We start from the raw sequence: 14,781 nt of genomic DNA, 5'->3' as shown, positions 1-14,781 counted from the left end.
GATGACGCTGTCGCGACGCGGGGTGCTGGGGCTGGCGGGGGCCGTGGGATCGGCGGGTGCGGTGGGCGCCCTGGGTGCGGCGGGTACCGCCGGGGCTGCCCCGGCTGCCGGGACCGGCGCGCCGCGGGCGGCGGGCCGGGTGCGTACCGGCTTCGAGCGGCTCGCGGCGGACGGGTACGCCGTCCTGGCCGGACAGAAGGTCGGGGTGGTCACCAACCCCACGGGGATCACCGCCGATGCCCGGCACCTGGTGGACGTGCTCCACGCGGACGAACGGGTCGACCTCGTCGCGGTGTTCGGGCCCGAGCACGGGTTCCGCGGTACGGCGCAGGCCGGAGACTCCGAGGGGGCCTCGCGGGACCCGGCGACCGGGCTGCCCGTGTACGACACGTACGACAAGAGCGGGCAGCGGCTCGCCGACGTGTTCACGGCGGCCGGGATCGACACCGTCGTCTTCGACATCCAGGACGTCGGGGCCCGCTTCTACACCTACATCTGGACCCTCTACGACTGCATGCGCGCGGCCGCCCTCGCCGGCAAGGCGGTGGTGGTGCTGGACCGGCCGAACCCGGTGGGCGGCCGGCGGGCGGCGGGCCCGGTGCTGGAGCGGCCGTACGCCAGCTTCGTGGGCCGGGAGCCGATCGCGCTCGCGCACGGGATGACGGCGGCCGAGCTGGCCCGGCTGTTCAACGGCGAGTTCCTGGCCGCCGGTCCGGTGAGGCTGACCACGGTGTCCATGTCCGGGTGGCGCCGCGGGGCCTTCTTCGGGGAGACCGGGCTGCCCTGGGTGCCGCCGAGCCCGAACATGCCGACGCCGGACACGGCCCTCGCGTACGCCGGGACCTGCCTGTTCGAGGGGACGAACCTCTCCGAGGGGCGCGGGACGACCACGCCCTTCGAGGTGCTGGGGGCCGAGGGGATCGACCGGCGGTGGGCGGAGGCGGCGAACGGGCTGGGGCTGCCCGGGGTGTGGTTCCGGGAGGCGTACTTCACGCCGACCTTCTCCAAGCACGTGGGGAAGGTGTGCGGCGGGGTGCGGCTGATCGTGCACGACCGGGAGGCCTTTGACCCGGTACGGGCCGGCATCGGGCTGCTGGTCACCGCCCGACGGGTGTGGAGCGGCTTCGGCTGGCGCGCGGACCACTGGATCGACCGGCTGACCGGCTCGGACCGGGTGCGCACGCTGGTGGACGCGGGCGCCGGGGTGGAGGAGGTCGCGGGCGACTGGGCGGCGGGGCTGGCCCGCTTCGATGCGGTGCGCGCGCAGTACCTGCTCTACTCCTGAGCCGGCCGCGCCGGGGGGCTGGTCGGGCGGGCGCCGCAGCAGGATGCTGACTGCACCGGAGGCACGGCGTGAAGGGGGACGTCATGGCGGACGTCGGTGGCGGATTCGGCTTCGCGACGGGGAGCGGGATCGGGGTGGGCCCGTACGCGGAGCTGACCTTCGACTCCGAAGGGGACGTGGACCGCGCCTCGCAGGGGGCGGTGTCCCGGATGGAGGCGACGGACGTGCTCGTCTTCGCGCACGGCTGGAACAGCGACCGGTCCACGGCGAACCGGCTCTACGACCGCTTCTTCGCGCCCTTCCCCGCACTGGTGGGGTCGGGGGTGCGGCTGGGGTACGTGGGTGTGGTGTGGCCGTCGATGCGGTTCTCCGACGAGCCGATACCCGACTTCGAGGCGCCCGGGGCACTCGCGGAACCGGGCCGCGGCTGCGCGCTCGACCCCCTGACCCGGCAGGCGCTCGGGGAGTTCTGGCCCGGACGGCGCGCGGAGCTGGACCGGCTGGCGGAACTGCTGGCGGAGCAGCCCGAGTCGGCGGCCGCGTTCATCGAGTTCGGCGCGCTCGTCAGGGAGCTGGCCGGCCTGGACGCGGTGCACGCGGTGGCGGCGCCGGCGGTACCCGCGATCTTCGCGGAGGACGTGCTGGAGGTCTGCCGGGCCCTCTCGCTCGCCCTGGCCAGGGCCGGCGCCGCGGCCGCCGGCACCGAGGGGCCGGGGCTCACGGTCGGCGGCGGCCTGCGCGGCCTGTGGGGCGGCGCCAAGGAACTGCTGCGACAGGCTACGTACTACAAGATGAAGAAGAGGGCGGGTGTGGTCGGCGAGCGGGGGCTGGGCCCGGTCCTGGCGGAGCTGGCGGCGGGCCGCCCGGCCCTGCGGTTCCATCTGATCGGGCACAGCTTCGGGGCCCGCGTGGTGTCCTTCTCGCTGCGCGCGGTGCCGGACGGGGCCCGGTACGTCAGGTCCGTGACCCTGCTCCAGGGAGCGTTCTCCCACTACGCGTTCGCCGACCGGCTGCCGCACGACAGGGGTCGCGGCGGCGCCCTGCGCGGCCTCCACCGCAAGGTCGACGGACCGGTGGTGGCCTGCCACTCCCCGCACGACTCGGCGCTCAAGGTCTTCTACCCGCTGGCGTCCCGGATGGCAGGTGATTCGGCCGGTCTGCTCGGCTTCGACGAGCGGTGGGGCGCGATCGGGCACGACGGGGTCCGGGCGGTGCCGGGAGCGCCCCGTCTGAGCCTCGACACCGCCCTGCGCGAGGGGGTGCCCACGGCCGGATGCGTCAGTGTGGACGCGGGCTCCGTGGTGCGGCGCGGCGGCGCCCCCTCGGGGGCGCACAGCGACATCTGCCACGAGGAACTGGCCCGGGTCGTGGTGTCCGCGGGGCGCATGGGGCGCTGAGTTCCGGCCATGTGCCACCTGCACGCCTCGTCCGCCCCCGCATGCGCCCGCACCCGACCGGGCATGTTGGGCACATCGGCGGAGGTGATGGTGTGATGGCGGGATTCCGGAGTCTGGCCTACCAGGTGCGCGACGCGCGCAATGACCGGGCCCTGCGGCGCCACTCGCTGCGCCGCTGCCTGGAGCGGTTCGCGCCCTACGGGCACCGGGCCACCTGGTGGCACCTGTGCGACCGGCACGGGATCGCCCCCGAGGACCGGGGGGCGGACCCGCTGCGGCTGGTGGCCGCGCTGGAGGAGCTGGAGGACGCGCGGACGGTCTGGCTGGAGTACGAGCGCCAGTTCGCGGAACGGCGCCGGAGGGAGAAGCACCACGGGCTGCGCCGGCCGGAGTGGGCCTGGGGCGGGAGCGGGGACGCGGTGGTGCGCTGCGCGGATCCGGGGGTGCGGCCCGAGGGGGCGCTGGGCGAGGTGCTGCGGCGGCTGGTCCGGGCGCTGGAGTCGGAGCCGGGGACGGCGTGCCCGGTCTGCGGGGACACGGAGCTGCGGTGGCCGGAGGTGGCTCCGCTGGGCCTCTGGGAGGGGGCGCCGGCCTGGGACGGGCCGGTGTGCGCGGGCTGCGGGATCGTGGTGCCGAGACCGGCCCTGGCGGACTTCCCTTCGACGGACGCGGCGTGAGAGCTGCGGGCGGGCCGGCCGTGGTGTCGGTCAACGGTTCGCGCTGCGCCGCCGACGGGCCTGCCGTGCCCATGTCACCGCGGGACCTGGCGGAGTCCGCGGTGCGGGCGGTCGCCGCCGGGGCGGGTGAGGTGCTCGTGCACCCGCGGACCCCGTGCGGGCGGGAGAGCCTCTCGCCGCGGGTGGTCGGGCCCCTGCTGGAGGCGCTGCGGGGCGCGGGGGTGGGCGTACCGCTGGCGGTGCCGGCGGACATCGGGGCCGAGCCGGATCCGGCGCAGCGGCTGGCGCGGGTGGGCGCGTGGACGGTGCTGCCGGACCGGGCGGTGGTGCATTTCGCCGAGCCGGGGGCGGCCGGGCTCGCCGAGGCGCTGCTGGAGCGGGGAGTGCCGGTGGACGCGGTGGCTCCGCTGGGCGGCCCGGCCGGGCCGGAGCCGCTGGAGCGGCTGCGGTCCTGGCTGGTACGGAGCCCGGGCGGCGGCCGCGGCGGGGTCCGGGTGGTGGCCGAGATCGCGGCGGGGCCGGTGGACGAACGGGTGACCGGGCCGACCCTGCCGGCCGGTCTGCGCGGGCTGCTGCCGCGAGCGGTGCTGCTGTTCGGGCGGGACGGGGCCTCCTGGCCGGTGCTGCGGCTGGCCGCCCGGTGCGGCACGGCCGCGCGCACCGGCGTAGGAGACGTGCTGCACCTGCCGGACGGGCGCCCGGCGCGGTCGAACGCCGAACTGGTCGCGGCGGCCCGGGAACTGCTGCCCGCGCAGAGGGCCGTCAGAGCCGCGAGCCGGTGAGCCGTTCGCCGAAGACGTCGTCGGGGTTGGACAGGGCGCAGGTCTCCATCGAGAGGCAGCCGCAGCCGATGCAGTCCGTCAGATGGTCGCGCAGGCGGGCGAGTCGGCTGATCCGTTCGTCGAGCTCGGTTCGCCAGGCCTCGGACAGGCGGGCCCAGTCCTCGCGGTTCGGCGTGCGCTCCTCGGGGAGCTGGGCCAGTGCCTCTCGGATGCTGGCGAGCGGGATGCCCACCCGCTGGGCCGCGCGCACGAAGGCCACCCGGCGCAGCGCGTCACGGGTGTAGCGGCGCTGGTTGCCGGACGTGCGGCGGCTGCTGATCAGGCCCTTGGCCTCGTAGAAGTGGAGCGCGGAGACGGCGGCGCCGCTGCGGGCGGACAGCTGGCCGACGGTGAGTTCGTGGACTTTCTCGGGAATCTGCGGCACCCGGCCGAGGGTAGTCGGAGGTCCGTTGACATACACATACGGTCCCAGCATGCTGAGCAAGCGCTTATTCGTCCGTCAGTGGTCCCGCGAGAGACAGGAACAGGCATGGCCGAGCCGAGGGTCTTCACGTCCGCCGAGGAGCTGCACGCCGGGATCGGCGAACCGCTCGGCCCGAGCGGTTGGCTGGAGGTGGACCAGAAGCGGATCGACCTCTTCGCGGACGCGACCGGCGACCACCAGTGGATCCACGTGGACCCGGAGCGCGCCGCGACCGGACCCTTCGGTTCCACCATCGCGCACGGCTATCTGACGCTGTCGCTGCTGCCCAGCCTGGTGCCGCAGGTCATGCGGGTCGAGGGTATGCGGATGGGCCTCAACTACGGCACGAACAAGGTGCGTTTCCCGGCGACGGTGCCGGTCGGTTCACGCCTGCGCGCCACCGCCGTGATCACGGAGGTCGCGGAGGCGGGCGGCGGCGTACAGGTCACCGCGACGGTGACGGTCGAACGCGAGGGCGGCGAGAAGCCGGTGTGCGTGGCGGAGTCGGTGTCCCGCTACTACTTCTGAGGGCGCGGCCGCGCGCCCACCATGCGGAGCACGAGGTCGGCGTAGAGCGCGCCGACCTCGTCGGGCGTGCGCTGTCCGGCCACGCTGAACCAGCGGGCCACGTCGATGCACAGCGACAGCACGGCGAGGGTGGTGCCCGGCACGTCGGGGACGTCGAACTCTCCCGCAGCGACCCCGTCGGCGAGGATGCGGCGCACGGCGGCGTCGCTCTGCCGGCGCAGCGTCACGATCTCGGAGCGGTGCCCGGGGGCGAGGGCGTCGAGCTCGTACTGGACCACGCGCGCGGTGGTGTGGTGCGCGGCGTGCCACCGTACGAAGGACCGCACGGCGGCGTCGAGGCGCTCGGCGGCGCAGCCGGGGCCGTCGGCGGCGGTGGTGAGGATCTCCAGCGCCTTGTCGTGCCCGATCCGGCTGATCCGGTGGAGCAGCTCTTCCTTGGTCTTGTAGTGGATGTAGAGCGCGGCCGGGCTCATGCCGGCGCGGCCCGCGATGTCACGGGTGGTGGTGGCGTGGTAGCCGCGCTCGGCGAAGGCGTCGACGGCGGCGACGAGCAGCCGCCGTGCGGCGTCCGGGGTGACCTCGGACCACGGCCGGTAGCCGTCGGCCGTGTCCTCCGCGCTGTCCATCGCTCACTCACCTCTTCACCGTTCGGGAGTGAACACCCTACATGGAGGGTGAGCAAGCGCTTAGCATTCTCGAGCCGGCCGCTCCGGCCCGTGCGGCTACTTCGGCGCGAAGGGGTCGTACTCGGCCATGATCTTCTCCATTCTGGCCTGGTCCACGCGGCTGACGATCTGCGTGACCTCCTGGCGGTCACGGATCACCTTGGCGAGGGTGAAGGCCGAGGTGGTGAGGTAGAGGACCGCGATCCCAAGGAAGGCGCGGACCCAGCCGTCGGCCTCCAGACGATAGATCCCGACGGCCACGGCCACGAGGGCGATGGCGAAGGAGGCGACGGCCTGTCCGTAGTACGCCCCCGTGTTCTGCTGCTTGACCGGTGTCTCGTTCATGCGTCGAGCATCGGGCGGGCGACGGGAGAGCACATCCGCGCACGTACTCATAGCGGTACTCAGAAGGCGGAAACCCCGGTGAGGGCACGGCCGATGAGGAGCTTCTGGATCTGGCTGGTGCCCTCGTACAGGGTCGCCACGCGGGCGTCGCGGAGCAGCTTCCCGGTCGGGTACTCGTCGATGTACCCGTAACCGCCGTGCACCTGGAGGGCGTTGCTCGCGGCGCGCACGGCGGCCTCGGAGGCGAAGAGCTTGGCGGTGGAGGACTCGGTGGCGAAGGGCCGTCCGCGGTCGATGAGGTCCGCGACGCGCCAGGTCAGCAGCCGGGCCGCGTCCACGTCGACCGAGATGTCGGCGATGAGCTCCTGGACCAGCTGGTGGTGGGCGATCGGCTTGCCGAACTGCTCGCGGTGGGCGGCGTACGAGACGGCTGCGTCCAGGGCGGCCTGCGCGATGCCGACGCAGCCGGCGGCGACCGACATGCGGCCCTTGGCGAGTGCGGACATGGCCACCGAGAAGCCCTTGCCCGCCGGGCCGAGCATCGCGGAGGCGGGCACGCGGACGCCGTCGAGGACGAGTTCGGAGGTGGCCTGGCCGCGCAGGCCGAGCTTGCCGTGGATCTCGCGGCGGGTGAGGCCGGGGGTGTCGGTGGGGACGAGGAAGGCGGAGACGCCGCGGTGGCCCGGCTCTTCTCCGGTGCGGGCGAAGAGCAGCACGACGTCGGCCCAGGTGCCGTTGCTGATGAAGGTCTTGGTCCCGTGGAGGACGTACGAGTCCCCCTCGCGCGCGGCGCGGGTGGTGAGGTTCGCGGCGTCGGAGCCGGTGCCGGGCTCGGTCAGGCCGAAGCAGCCGAGCGCGTCGCCGGAGCACAGGCGGGGCAGCCAGGTGCGCTTGTGCTCCTCGGTCCCCCAGGCGGCGACGGTCTTGGCGACCAGGCCGAGGGAGACGGAGACGATGCCGCGCACGGCGGAGTCGCCGCGGCCGAGCTCCTCGGTGACGAGGACGTAGGAGAGGTGGTCGCCGCCGGAGCCGCCGTACTCCTCGGGGACGGTCAGGCCGAGGAATCCGAGGGCGCCCAGCTTCTTCACGATGGCCCGGTCCACGCTCTCGGCCCGGTCCCACTCGGCCGCGTACGGGACGATCTCGCGCTCGGCGAACTCACGGGCGAGCCGGCGCACGGCGCTCTGCTCCTCGCTCAGCTCCAGATTCACCGGGACCTCCTCCAGGCGGGTGGCGGGTGGCGGCCGGCGCCGTTTTAACTAGCACCGGTAGTTTTTGGTGGGCAGGCTTTACTATGTGGCGCATGGCCAGACCGCGCAAGCCCCTTCTCAGCCGGGACCGGATCGTCGAGGCGGCCGGGGTTCTGGTCGACGCGGAGGGGCTGGAGGCGGTGTCGACCCGGCGGCTGGCGGCCGCGCTCGGGGTCAGCGGGCCCTCGCTCTACAACCACTTCCGCACCAAGGACGAGATCCTGGACGCGGTGGCGGACGCGGTGAGCTCGCGGGTCGACCTGTCGATGTTCGAGGGCGGTCAGGACTGGCGGGGAGCGCTGCAGGCGTGGGCTCACTCGTACCGGGACGCCCTCGCGGACCATCCCAACATCGTGCCGGTGCTGGCGCGCGGGCCCGGGCGCCGTCCGGCGGGGCTGCGGGTGGCGGACGCGGTGTTCGGCGCGATGACGGAGGCCGGGTGGCCGGCGGCGCAGGCGACCCGGATCGGCGCGCTGATGCGGTACTTCATCCTGGGCTCGGCGGTGGGTTCCTTCGCCCGGGGCTTCGTGGACGACCGCGCGGCCTACGACCCGGCGGACTACCCGCACCTGGGCCAGGCCCACCTGCTGGCCGAGCGGCAGCGCGAGGTGGACGAGGGCGCGTTCGAGACGGGCCTGGAGGCGCTGCTGGACGGACTGGCCCTCCAGTACGAGGCGCTGACGCGCCCGAACCGGGCCGGCGGCTGAGGCGCGCACCCCCGGCACCGGATCTGGTCCGGTGCCGGGCCAGGGACCGGGCCAGGGACCGGGCCAGGGACCGGGCTAGCGACCGGGCCAGCGACCGGGCCAGCGACCGGGACTAGAAGACGACGAGGGAGCGGCCGCCCTTGCCCGCGAGCATGGCCTCGAACGCCGCCGGGATGTCGTCGAGGGTGATCCGGTCGGTCACCAGGGCGCCCAGGTCGAGGCGGCCCGCCCGGACGTGCTCGGCGATCACCGGGAGGTCGCGGGCGGGGTCGCTGTTGCCGTAGACGCAGCCGGTGAGGGTGCGGGCGAAGTGGAAGATCTCCAGGGCGTGGAAGGTGACCTGCTGTTCCTTGCCGCCGATGCCGACGACCGTGGTGCGGCCGCCGCGGCGGGTCGACTCCCAGGCGCCGCGGATGGTCTCGGCGCGGCCGACGCATTCGACGGCGACGTCCGCGCCCTGCCCGCCGGTGAGCGCACGGATCTGCTTGGCGGTGGTGTCGGAGGCGAGCACGAACTCGGTGGCTCCGGCCGCGCGCGCCAGTTCCTCCTTGGCCGGTGACACGTCGACGGCGACGACCGGGCCCGCCTGCGCGATCCGGGCGGCCTGGAGCGCGGCCAGGCCGACCCCGCCGACGCCGAAGACGGCCACCGACTCGCCCGGGCGGACCTGGGCGCTGTGGTGGACGGCCCCGTAGCCGGTGAGGACGGCGCAGCCAAGCAGGGCGGCCTCGGCGAGCGGAATGCCGGCGGGCGCGGGCAGCACGCAGTTGGCCGCGACGACGGTCTCCTCGGCGAACGCGGCCACGTTCAGCCCGGGGTGCAGCGCGGTGCCCCGGGCGTCGTGCGCGTAGACGTTCCCGACCCCGGCGAGGGCGGTCGCGCAGAGCCAGACCTCGCCGATGGTGCAGTGGTGGCACTTCCCGCAGGACGGAGCCCAGTTGAGCACGACGCCGTCGCCGGGGGCGACGTGGGTGATGCCCTCCCCGACGGCGAGGACCGTGCCCGCGCCCTCGTGGCCGAGGACGGCGGGCACGGGAACCCGCATGGTGCCGTCGGTGAGGGACAGGTCGGAGTGGCAGACGCCGGCCGCGGCCAGCCTGACGCGGACCTGCCCGGGGCCGGGGTCGGGCAGCACGATCTCCCTTATCTCCAGCGGTGCTCCGACGGCGGGCAGGATGGCGGCGCGGACCATGGGCGTCGTCTCGACTTTCCGGTGCGGGGGCGGGTGCGGGTGCGGGGCTGCGGGAGCCTGCGGCTGCCGGGCGGGTGGTGGACGTTGCGGGTACTGCGGGAGCTGCAGATGATGCAGGTGCTGCGGCTCAGAACTGCAGGGACTTGGTCTGGAGGTACTCGGCCAGGCCGTGCGGGCCCAGCTCGCGGCCGACGCCCGACTGCTTGTGGCCGCCGAAGGGCGCGAGGATGTTGTAGCGGCCGCCGTTGATGTCCACCTGCCCGGTGTCCATGCGGCGCGCGAAGGCTGCGGCCGTCTCCTCGTCCGCGGCCCAGACGGCGCCGCCCAGGCCGTAGACGGTGCCGTTGGCGATGCGCAGGGCCTCATCCTCGTCCTCGTACGCGAGGATGGACAGGACCGGGCCGAAGATCTCCTCCTGGGCGATGGTCATGTCGGGGGTCACGTCGGCGAACACGGTCGGGGCGACGAAGTACCCCTGCTCGTACGGCGCGTCCGGTCCGCCGGCGACCAGGCGCGCGCCCTCCTCCACGCCCTTGGCGATGAAGCCGCGGACGCGCTCGTGCTGCTTGGCGTTGACGACGGGGCCGACACGGGTGCCCGCCGTGCGGGGGTCGCCGACGGGGTGGTCGGCGACGGCGGCGACCGCGAGTGAGACGGCCTCCTCGTACTGGTCCCGGTGGACGAGCATCCGGGTGAGTGCGTTGCAGCTCTGGCCGGTGTTGTTCATGACGTGGCCGACACCCGCCGCGACGGCCTTGGGCAGGTCGGCCCCGGGCAGGATGACGTTCGCCGACTTGCCGCCCAGTTCGAGGGCGACGCGCTTGACGGCGGCGCCGGCCGTGGCGCCGACCTGCTTGCCGACGGCGGTCGAGCCGGTGAAGGAGACGAAGTCGACTCCCTCGTGGGCGGCCAGTGCCTGGCCGGCGACCGGGCCCGTACCGGTCACCAGGTTGAAGACTCCGGCCGGGATCCCCGCCTCGTGCACGGCTTCGGCGAAGAGCTGTGCGGTCAGCGGGGTGTCCTCCGCCGGCTTGAGGACGAGGGTGCAGCCGGCGGCGAGAGCGGGTGCCACCTTTGCAACGACCTGGTACAGCGGGTAGTTCCAGGGCGTGATGGCCCCGACCACACCGACCGGCTCCAGCAGGACGGTGGAGTTCCCGATGCGCTCCTCGAAGGCGTACGAGGCGGCGAGCTCGACGTAGGTGGAGACCACGGCGATCGACGAGCCGACGTGGACCGCCTTGGCGAAGGGGAGCGGGGCTCCGAGTTCGGCGGTGACGGTCTCGGTCAACTCGTCCTTGCGGGCCTGGAGCGCGTCGCGGAGCGCGCCGATCAGGGCGGCCCGCTCGGCCGGGGGCGTGGCCGACCAGCCGGGCAGGGCCGCACGGGCCGCGCGTACGGCGGCGTCCACGTCCTCTTCGGTGCCGGCCGGCACCTGGGCGATGATCTGGCCGTCGGCCGGGTTGACGACCTCGATCCGGCCGGTTCCGACGGCGGGCCGCCACGCGCCGTCGATGTACATCCCGTCCTGGGCCTTCATGGCATTCCTCCCGAGTGCGCACGTGCGCGTGGATCCACCTGCCCGTCACCCTACAAACTAGCGCCGGTAGTTTTTGTCGGCCAGGGGTGGCAGGGGTCAGATGATGCCGAAAATCATCCCTGCCGCGAGGACGACGAGAGAGGTGAGGGCCGCCCATTTCACGGTGAATCGGGTGTGGTCCCCGAACTCGACCTTGGCCATGCCGACCAGGACGTAGACGGCCGGAACCAGCGGGCTCGACATGTGCAGCGCCTGGCCGACGAGGGAGGCGCGGGCGATCTCCAGCGGGGAGACCCCGTGGGCGGCGCCTGCCTCGGCGAGGACGGGCAGGACCCCGAAGTAGAAGCCGTCGTTGGACATGAAGTAGGTGAGCGGCAGGCTGAGCAGGCCGGTGACCAGCGCCATGTGCGGACCCATGCCCTCGGGGATGGCGCCGACCAGCCAGTCGGCCATGTCCTTGACCATGCCGGTGCCGGTGAGGACCCCGGTGAAGACGGCGGCGGCGAAGACCATGCCGGCGACGTTCAGGACGTTGTCGGCGTGGGCGGCGATCCGGGCCTTCTGGTCGGGCATGTGCGGGAAGTTGACGGTGAGGGCGAGGGCCGCGCCGAGCAGGAACAGCACCGGGATGGGCAGCCACTCCATGATCATCGCGGTGAGGAGGGCGACGGTGAGGCCTGCGTTGAACCAGTAGAGGCGGGGGCGCAGGGTGGGCCGGTCGGGGTCGAGGCCCTGGAACCCGTCCTCGGGGTCGGGGCCGGAGCCCGTGTCGGAAGTGGAGGGGGAGGGGGAGATGGAGGCGGAGGTCTCGGCGGGGGCCGGCCCGGTGGACGGGCCCGACACCACGGGCCCGGCGGAGGCCGTCTGGGCGGTGCCTCCGGTGGCGGCCCCGGCCATGTCCTCCCGGACGCCCTCGACGCCCTCGACGTCCTCGACGTCCTCGGGCGCCTTCTGGCCGGGGAGGGCCAGAACTCCGACGCGACGGCGTTCCCTCAGGCCGAGGACGTACGCCAGGGCGAACACGAAGAGCAGGCCCACCGCGAGGGCCGGGATCATCGGGACGAAGATGTCGGCGGCGTCCAGCTTGAGGGCTGTGGCGGCACGGGCCGTGGGACCGCCCCAGGGCAGGGTGTTCATGACGCCGTTGGCCGTGGCCGCGACGCCCGTCATCACCACCAGGCTGAGACCGAGTCGCTTGTAGAGCGGGTACATGGCCGAGACCGTGATCATGAAGGTGGTCGATCCGTCGCCGTCGAGCGAGACGATCGCGGCGAGGACCGCCGTGCCGACCACGACGCGCATCGGGTCGGCCTTGCAGAAGCGCAGGATGCCCCGGACTATCGGGTCGAAGAGGCCGACGTCGATCATCAGGCCGAAGTAGACGATGGCGAACATCAGCATGGCGGCGGTCGGTGCGAGCTTGCCGACGCCTTCGATGACGTAGTCGCCGAGGTGTGCGCCCTTTCCTGCGAACACGCAGAACAGTGCGGGGATGAGGACGAGCGCCGCGATGGGCGACATTTTCTTCATCATGATCAGGACCAGGAAGGTCGCGATCATGGCGAAGCCGAGGAAGGTCAGCATGGGGGGAAGGTAGGTGCCGCCTCCTTTCGCCAACAAGACGTCGGCGCGTGAGCAATACGAGCAAAACCCCAGCTCAGGGCAGGGGTGTCAGCTCGACGGGGAAGGCGTTGAGCACGGCCGTGCCGGAGAGCCGGTCGATCCGGGTGCCGTCGAGCAGCTGGTTGACGTTGGCGCCGGGCGTGGCGGAGGCGACGCCCAGGCGGGCGCCGGCGCGGTCGTGGCCCCAGCCGTGCGGGAGGCTCACCACTCCCGTGCGGACGGCTTCGGTGACCTCGACGGGGACCTCCAGGCTCCCGCCGTCGGCGGCGACCCTGGCCCGTCCGCCGTCGGTGAGGCCCAGCCGGGCCGCGTCCTGCGGGTGGACCTGGAGGGTGCAGCGGTTGGAACCTCCGGTGAGGGCCGGGATGTTGTGCAACCAGCTGTTGTTGGACCGCAGATGGCGGCGGCCCACGAGCACCAGGGCGGTGGGGCGGTCGGCGAGCGTCGCGCGCAGCCTGGGGAGCTCGGCCGCGATCGGGTCAGGGAGCAGCTCGATCCGGCCGCTGCGCGTCTTCAGTACCTCCGGGAGCCGGGGCCGCAGCGGGCCCAGGTCGATGCCGTGCGGCGCCTCCAGCAGGTCGTCGAGGACCAGCTCGTACGGCCCGAGGCGCAGCATCATGTCCAGCCGCCTCTCCGGGCCCGTGCGCCCCGTCAGCCGGCGGGCCTGCTCGGACGGGTCAGTGCCGTGGAGCGGCGAGTGCGCGTCGGCGGCGGCCCGGGCGAGGGTGTCGGCGATGACGCGTTCGTCGACGGCCTCGGGCGGGGCTCCGTGCAGCCCTGACACGGCGAGGATCAGGCGCGCGTGGATCTCGCACTCGTCCAGCCGCCCCTCCTCCAGGGGAATGGCGGGTGGCGAGTAGCGGGCCTGGTTGCGTACGGCGAAGGCGTTGAACGCGAAGTCGAAGTGCGCGCTCTGTGCGGGCGGTGGCGGCGGCAGCACCACGTGGGCATGACGGGAGGTCTCGTTCAGGTACGGGTCGACCGAGACCATGAAGTCGAGGCCGGCCAGCGCCCGGTCGAGGCGGTCGCCGTCGGGTGCGGAGAGGACGGGATTGGCGGCGATGGCGATCAGGGTGCGGATCCGCCCCTCCCCCGGCGTCTCGATCTCCTCGGCCAGGGCTGCGATGGGCAGTTCGCTCTTGGCCTCGGCGTGGCCGCTGACCCGGCTGTGCCAGCGGCCGACCGTGAAGCCCCTGCCGGGACCGGCCGGCCGGGGCGTGCGGTCGGTGGCGGAGAGCGGGAAGAGGGCTCCGCCGGGCCGGTCGAGGTTGCCGGTGAGGATGTTCAGTACGTCGACGAGCCAGCTGGCGAGCGTGCCGTGCTCGACGGTGCAGCTGCCGATCCGTCCGTAGACGGCGGCGGTGGGTGCGGCGGCGAGCTCGCGGGCGAGGCTGCGGATCTCGTCGGCCGTGAGGTCGCAGGCGGGTGCGACGGCCTCAGGTGTGAAACTCCCGAGGGCGGCGCCGAGTTCCCCGAGCCCTTCGGCGTGTTCCTCCAGCGTCCCGGGGGCGGCGAGCTTCTCGGCGAGGAGGGTGTGCGCGAGGGCGGCGAGCAGGAGTGCGTCGCTGCCGGGGCGCGGTGCGAGGTGGCGGTCGGCGAGTGCGGCGGTCCGGGTGCGGCGCGGGTCGACGACGACGAGGGTGCCGCCGCGGGCGCGCAGGGCTTTGAGCCGGCCGGGGAAGTCGGGGGCCGTGCAGAGGGAGCCGTTGGACTCCACCGGGTTGGCGCCCAGGAGCAGCAGGAAGTCCGTCCGGTCGAGGTCGGGGACCGGGATGGCCAGGGGGTCTCCGAAGAGGAATCCGCTGGAGACGTGCTTGGGCATCTGGTCGAGCGTGCTGGCGGTGAACAGGTTGCGGGTGCCGAGGGTCTTGAGGAGCAGCGGCGGGTAGAGGGCGCCCGCCATGGTGTGCACGTTCGGGTTGCCGAGGACCACGCCTGCGGACTGGGCTCCGTGCTCCGCGACGAGGCCGGGCACGGCGGCGGCGATGGCGTCGTAGGCCTCCTCCCAGGTGGCCTCCTGCAGTCGTCCGTCGCGGCGGACGAGGGGGGTGCGCAGGCGGTCGGGGTCGGCGTCGATCTGCCCGAAGGCGGCGCCCTTTGGGCAGATGAAGCCGCGGCTGAAGACGTCGTCGCGGTCACCGCGGGCGCCGGTGACCGCGGTGCCTTCGATGGTGAGGGTGAGGCCGCAGGTGGCTTCGCAGAGGGGGCAGATGCGCAGGGCGGTGCGGGGCATGGGCCCTCCAGGGCGGCAGGCTGCGGCACGGGCACGCGGGGAGCACCGAGCATACCGACCGGTAGGCACGGTGGCGAGGGAGTACACGGCGCCG

Annotated in this window: 14 protein-coding genes; 6 read left to right on the top strand and 8 right to left on the bottom strand. The window is 73.6% G+C overall.

Annotated elements, in window-relative coordinates; all coding sequences use genetic code 11:
* The first annotated feature begins 1 nt into the window (after position 1).
* From OHA91_RS29325 to OHA91_RS29310, 4 genes are all read left to right on the top strand, one after another.
* The gene (locus OHA91_RS29325; RefSeq protein WP_328740325.1) at positions 2–1,285 is read left to right on the top strand and encodes an exo-beta-N-acetylmuramidase NamZ family protein; all 1,284 of its coding nucleotides are present in this window, start codon (positions 2–4) and stop codon (positions 1,283–1,285) included.
* Between the two features lie 83 nt (positions 1,286–1,368).
* On the top strand, positions 1,369–2,682 hold the full coding sequence (locus OHA91_RS29320) for a serine-threonine protein kinase (RefSeq protein WP_328740324.1): 1,314 nt from the start codon (positions 1,369–1,371) through the stop codon (positions 2,680–2,682).
* Between the two features lie 95 nt (positions 2,683–2,777).
* Positions 2,778–3,359: a hypothetical protein gene (locus OHA91_RS29315; protein WP_031153956.1), complete on the top strand. Its 582-nt coding sequence runs from the start codon at positions 2,778–2,780 to the stop codon at positions 3,357–3,359.
* A complete protein-coding gene (locus OHA91_RS29310; protein ID WP_328740323.1) occupies positions 3,356–4,141 on the top strand; it encodes a 3-keto-5-aminohexanoate cleavage protein in 786 nt (261 codons plus the stop codon). The genes OHA91_RS29315 and OHA91_RS29310 overlap by 4 nt, the downstream gene beginning before the upstream one ends.
* Here OHA91_RS29310 and soxR read toward each other — a convergent pair.
* Entirely contained in the window at positions 4,122–4,565 is a 444-nt protein-coding gene (gene soxR / locus OHA91_RS29305) for a redox-sensitive transcriptional activator SoxR (protein WP_031153960.1), read from the bottom strand. The two genes, OHA91_RS29310 and soxR, sit on opposite strands and share 20 nt — an antisense overlap.
* A gap of 105 nt (positions 4,566–4,670) precedes the next feature.
* Here soxR and OHA91_RS29300 point away from each other — a divergent pair, with 105 nt between their 5' ends.
* On the top strand, positions 4,671–5,132 hold the full coding sequence (locus OHA91_RS29300; protein WP_030901938.1) for a MaoC family dehydratase: 462 nt from the start codon (positions 4,671–4,673) through the stop codon (positions 5,130–5,132).
* On the opposite strand, the gene OHA91_RS29295 is transcribed toward OHA91_RS29300, so the two are convergent.
* The 3 genes from OHA91_RS29295 to OHA91_RS29285 form a co-directional block, all read right to left on the bottom strand.
* Positions 5,123–5,758 (bottom strand): TetR/AcrR family transcriptional regulator, encoded by a 636-nt coding sequence (locus OHA91_RS29295; RefSeq protein ID WP_031153965.1) that lies wholly within the window; start codon positions 5,756–5,758, stop codon positions 5,123–5,125. The two genes, OHA91_RS29300 and OHA91_RS29295, sit on opposite strands and share 10 nt — an antisense overlap.
* 96 nt (positions 5,759–5,854) lie before the next feature.
* Positions 5,855–6,142 carry a YiaA/YiaB family inner membrane protein gene (locus OHA91_RS29290; protein ID WP_030661476.1) on the bottom strand — a complete coding sequence of 96 codons (288 nt, stop codon included), beginning with the start codon at positions 6,140–6,142 and terminating at the stop codon, positions 5,855–5,857.
* Between the two features lie 59 nt (positions 6,143–6,201).
* Complete coding sequence (locus tag OHA91_RS29285) at positions 6,202–7,353, bottom strand: acyl-CoA dehydrogenase family protein (RefSeq protein WP_328740322.1); 1,152 nt, start codon at positions 7,351–7,353, stop codon at positions 6,202–6,204.
* Positions 7,354–7,445: 92 nt separating this feature from the next.
* Here OHA91_RS29285 and OHA91_RS29280 point away from each other — a divergent pair, with 92 nt between their 5' ends.
* Entirely contained in the window at positions 7,446–8,099 is a 654-nt protein-coding gene (locus tag OHA91_RS29280; protein ID WP_266502854.1) for a TetR/AcrR family transcriptional regulator, read from the top strand.
* Positions 8,100–8,211: 112 nt separating this feature from the next.
* Here OHA91_RS29280 and OHA91_RS29275 read toward each other — a convergent pair whose 3' ends face one another.
* From OHA91_RS29275 to OHA91_RS29260, 4 genes are all read right to left on the bottom strand, one after another.
* Positions 8,212–9,291 carry a Zn-dependent alcohol dehydrogenase gene (locus OHA91_RS29275; protein ID WP_031153971.1) on the bottom strand — a complete coding sequence of 360 codons (1,080 nt, stop codon included), beginning with the start codon at positions 9,289–9,291 and terminating at the stop codon, positions 8,212–8,214.
* Positions 9,292–9,418: 127 nt separating this feature from the next.
* The gene (locus OHA91_RS29270) at positions 9,419–10,831 is read right to left on the bottom strand and encodes an aldehyde dehydrogenase family protein (RefSeq protein WP_031153974.1); all 1,413 of its coding nucleotides are present in this window, start codon (positions 10,829–10,831) and stop codon (positions 9,419–9,421) included.
* A gap of 96 nt (positions 10,832–10,927) precedes the next feature.
* Positions 10,928–12,415: a CitMHS family transporter gene (locus OHA91_RS29265; protein ID WP_328740321.1), complete on the bottom strand. Its 1,488-nt coding sequence runs from the start codon at positions 12,413–12,415 to the stop codon at positions 10,928–10,930.
* A 73-nt stretch (positions 12,416–12,488) separates the two neighbouring features.
* A complete protein-coding gene (locus OHA91_RS29260; protein WP_328740320.1) occupies positions 12,489–14,687 on the bottom strand; it encodes a molybdopterin-dependent oxidoreductase in 2,199 nt (732 codons plus the stop codon).
* Positions 14,688–14,781: the final 94 nt, after the last annotated feature.

Origin of the sequence: Streptomyces erythrochromogenes (assembly GCF_036170895.1) — a bacterium.
GTDB lineage: Bacteria > Actinomycetota > Actinomycetes > Streptomycetales > Streptomycetaceae > Streptomyces > Streptomyces erythrochromogenes.
Note: the sequence above shows the minus strand (reverse complement) of the source record. Positions and strands in the feature narration are given on the sequence as shown.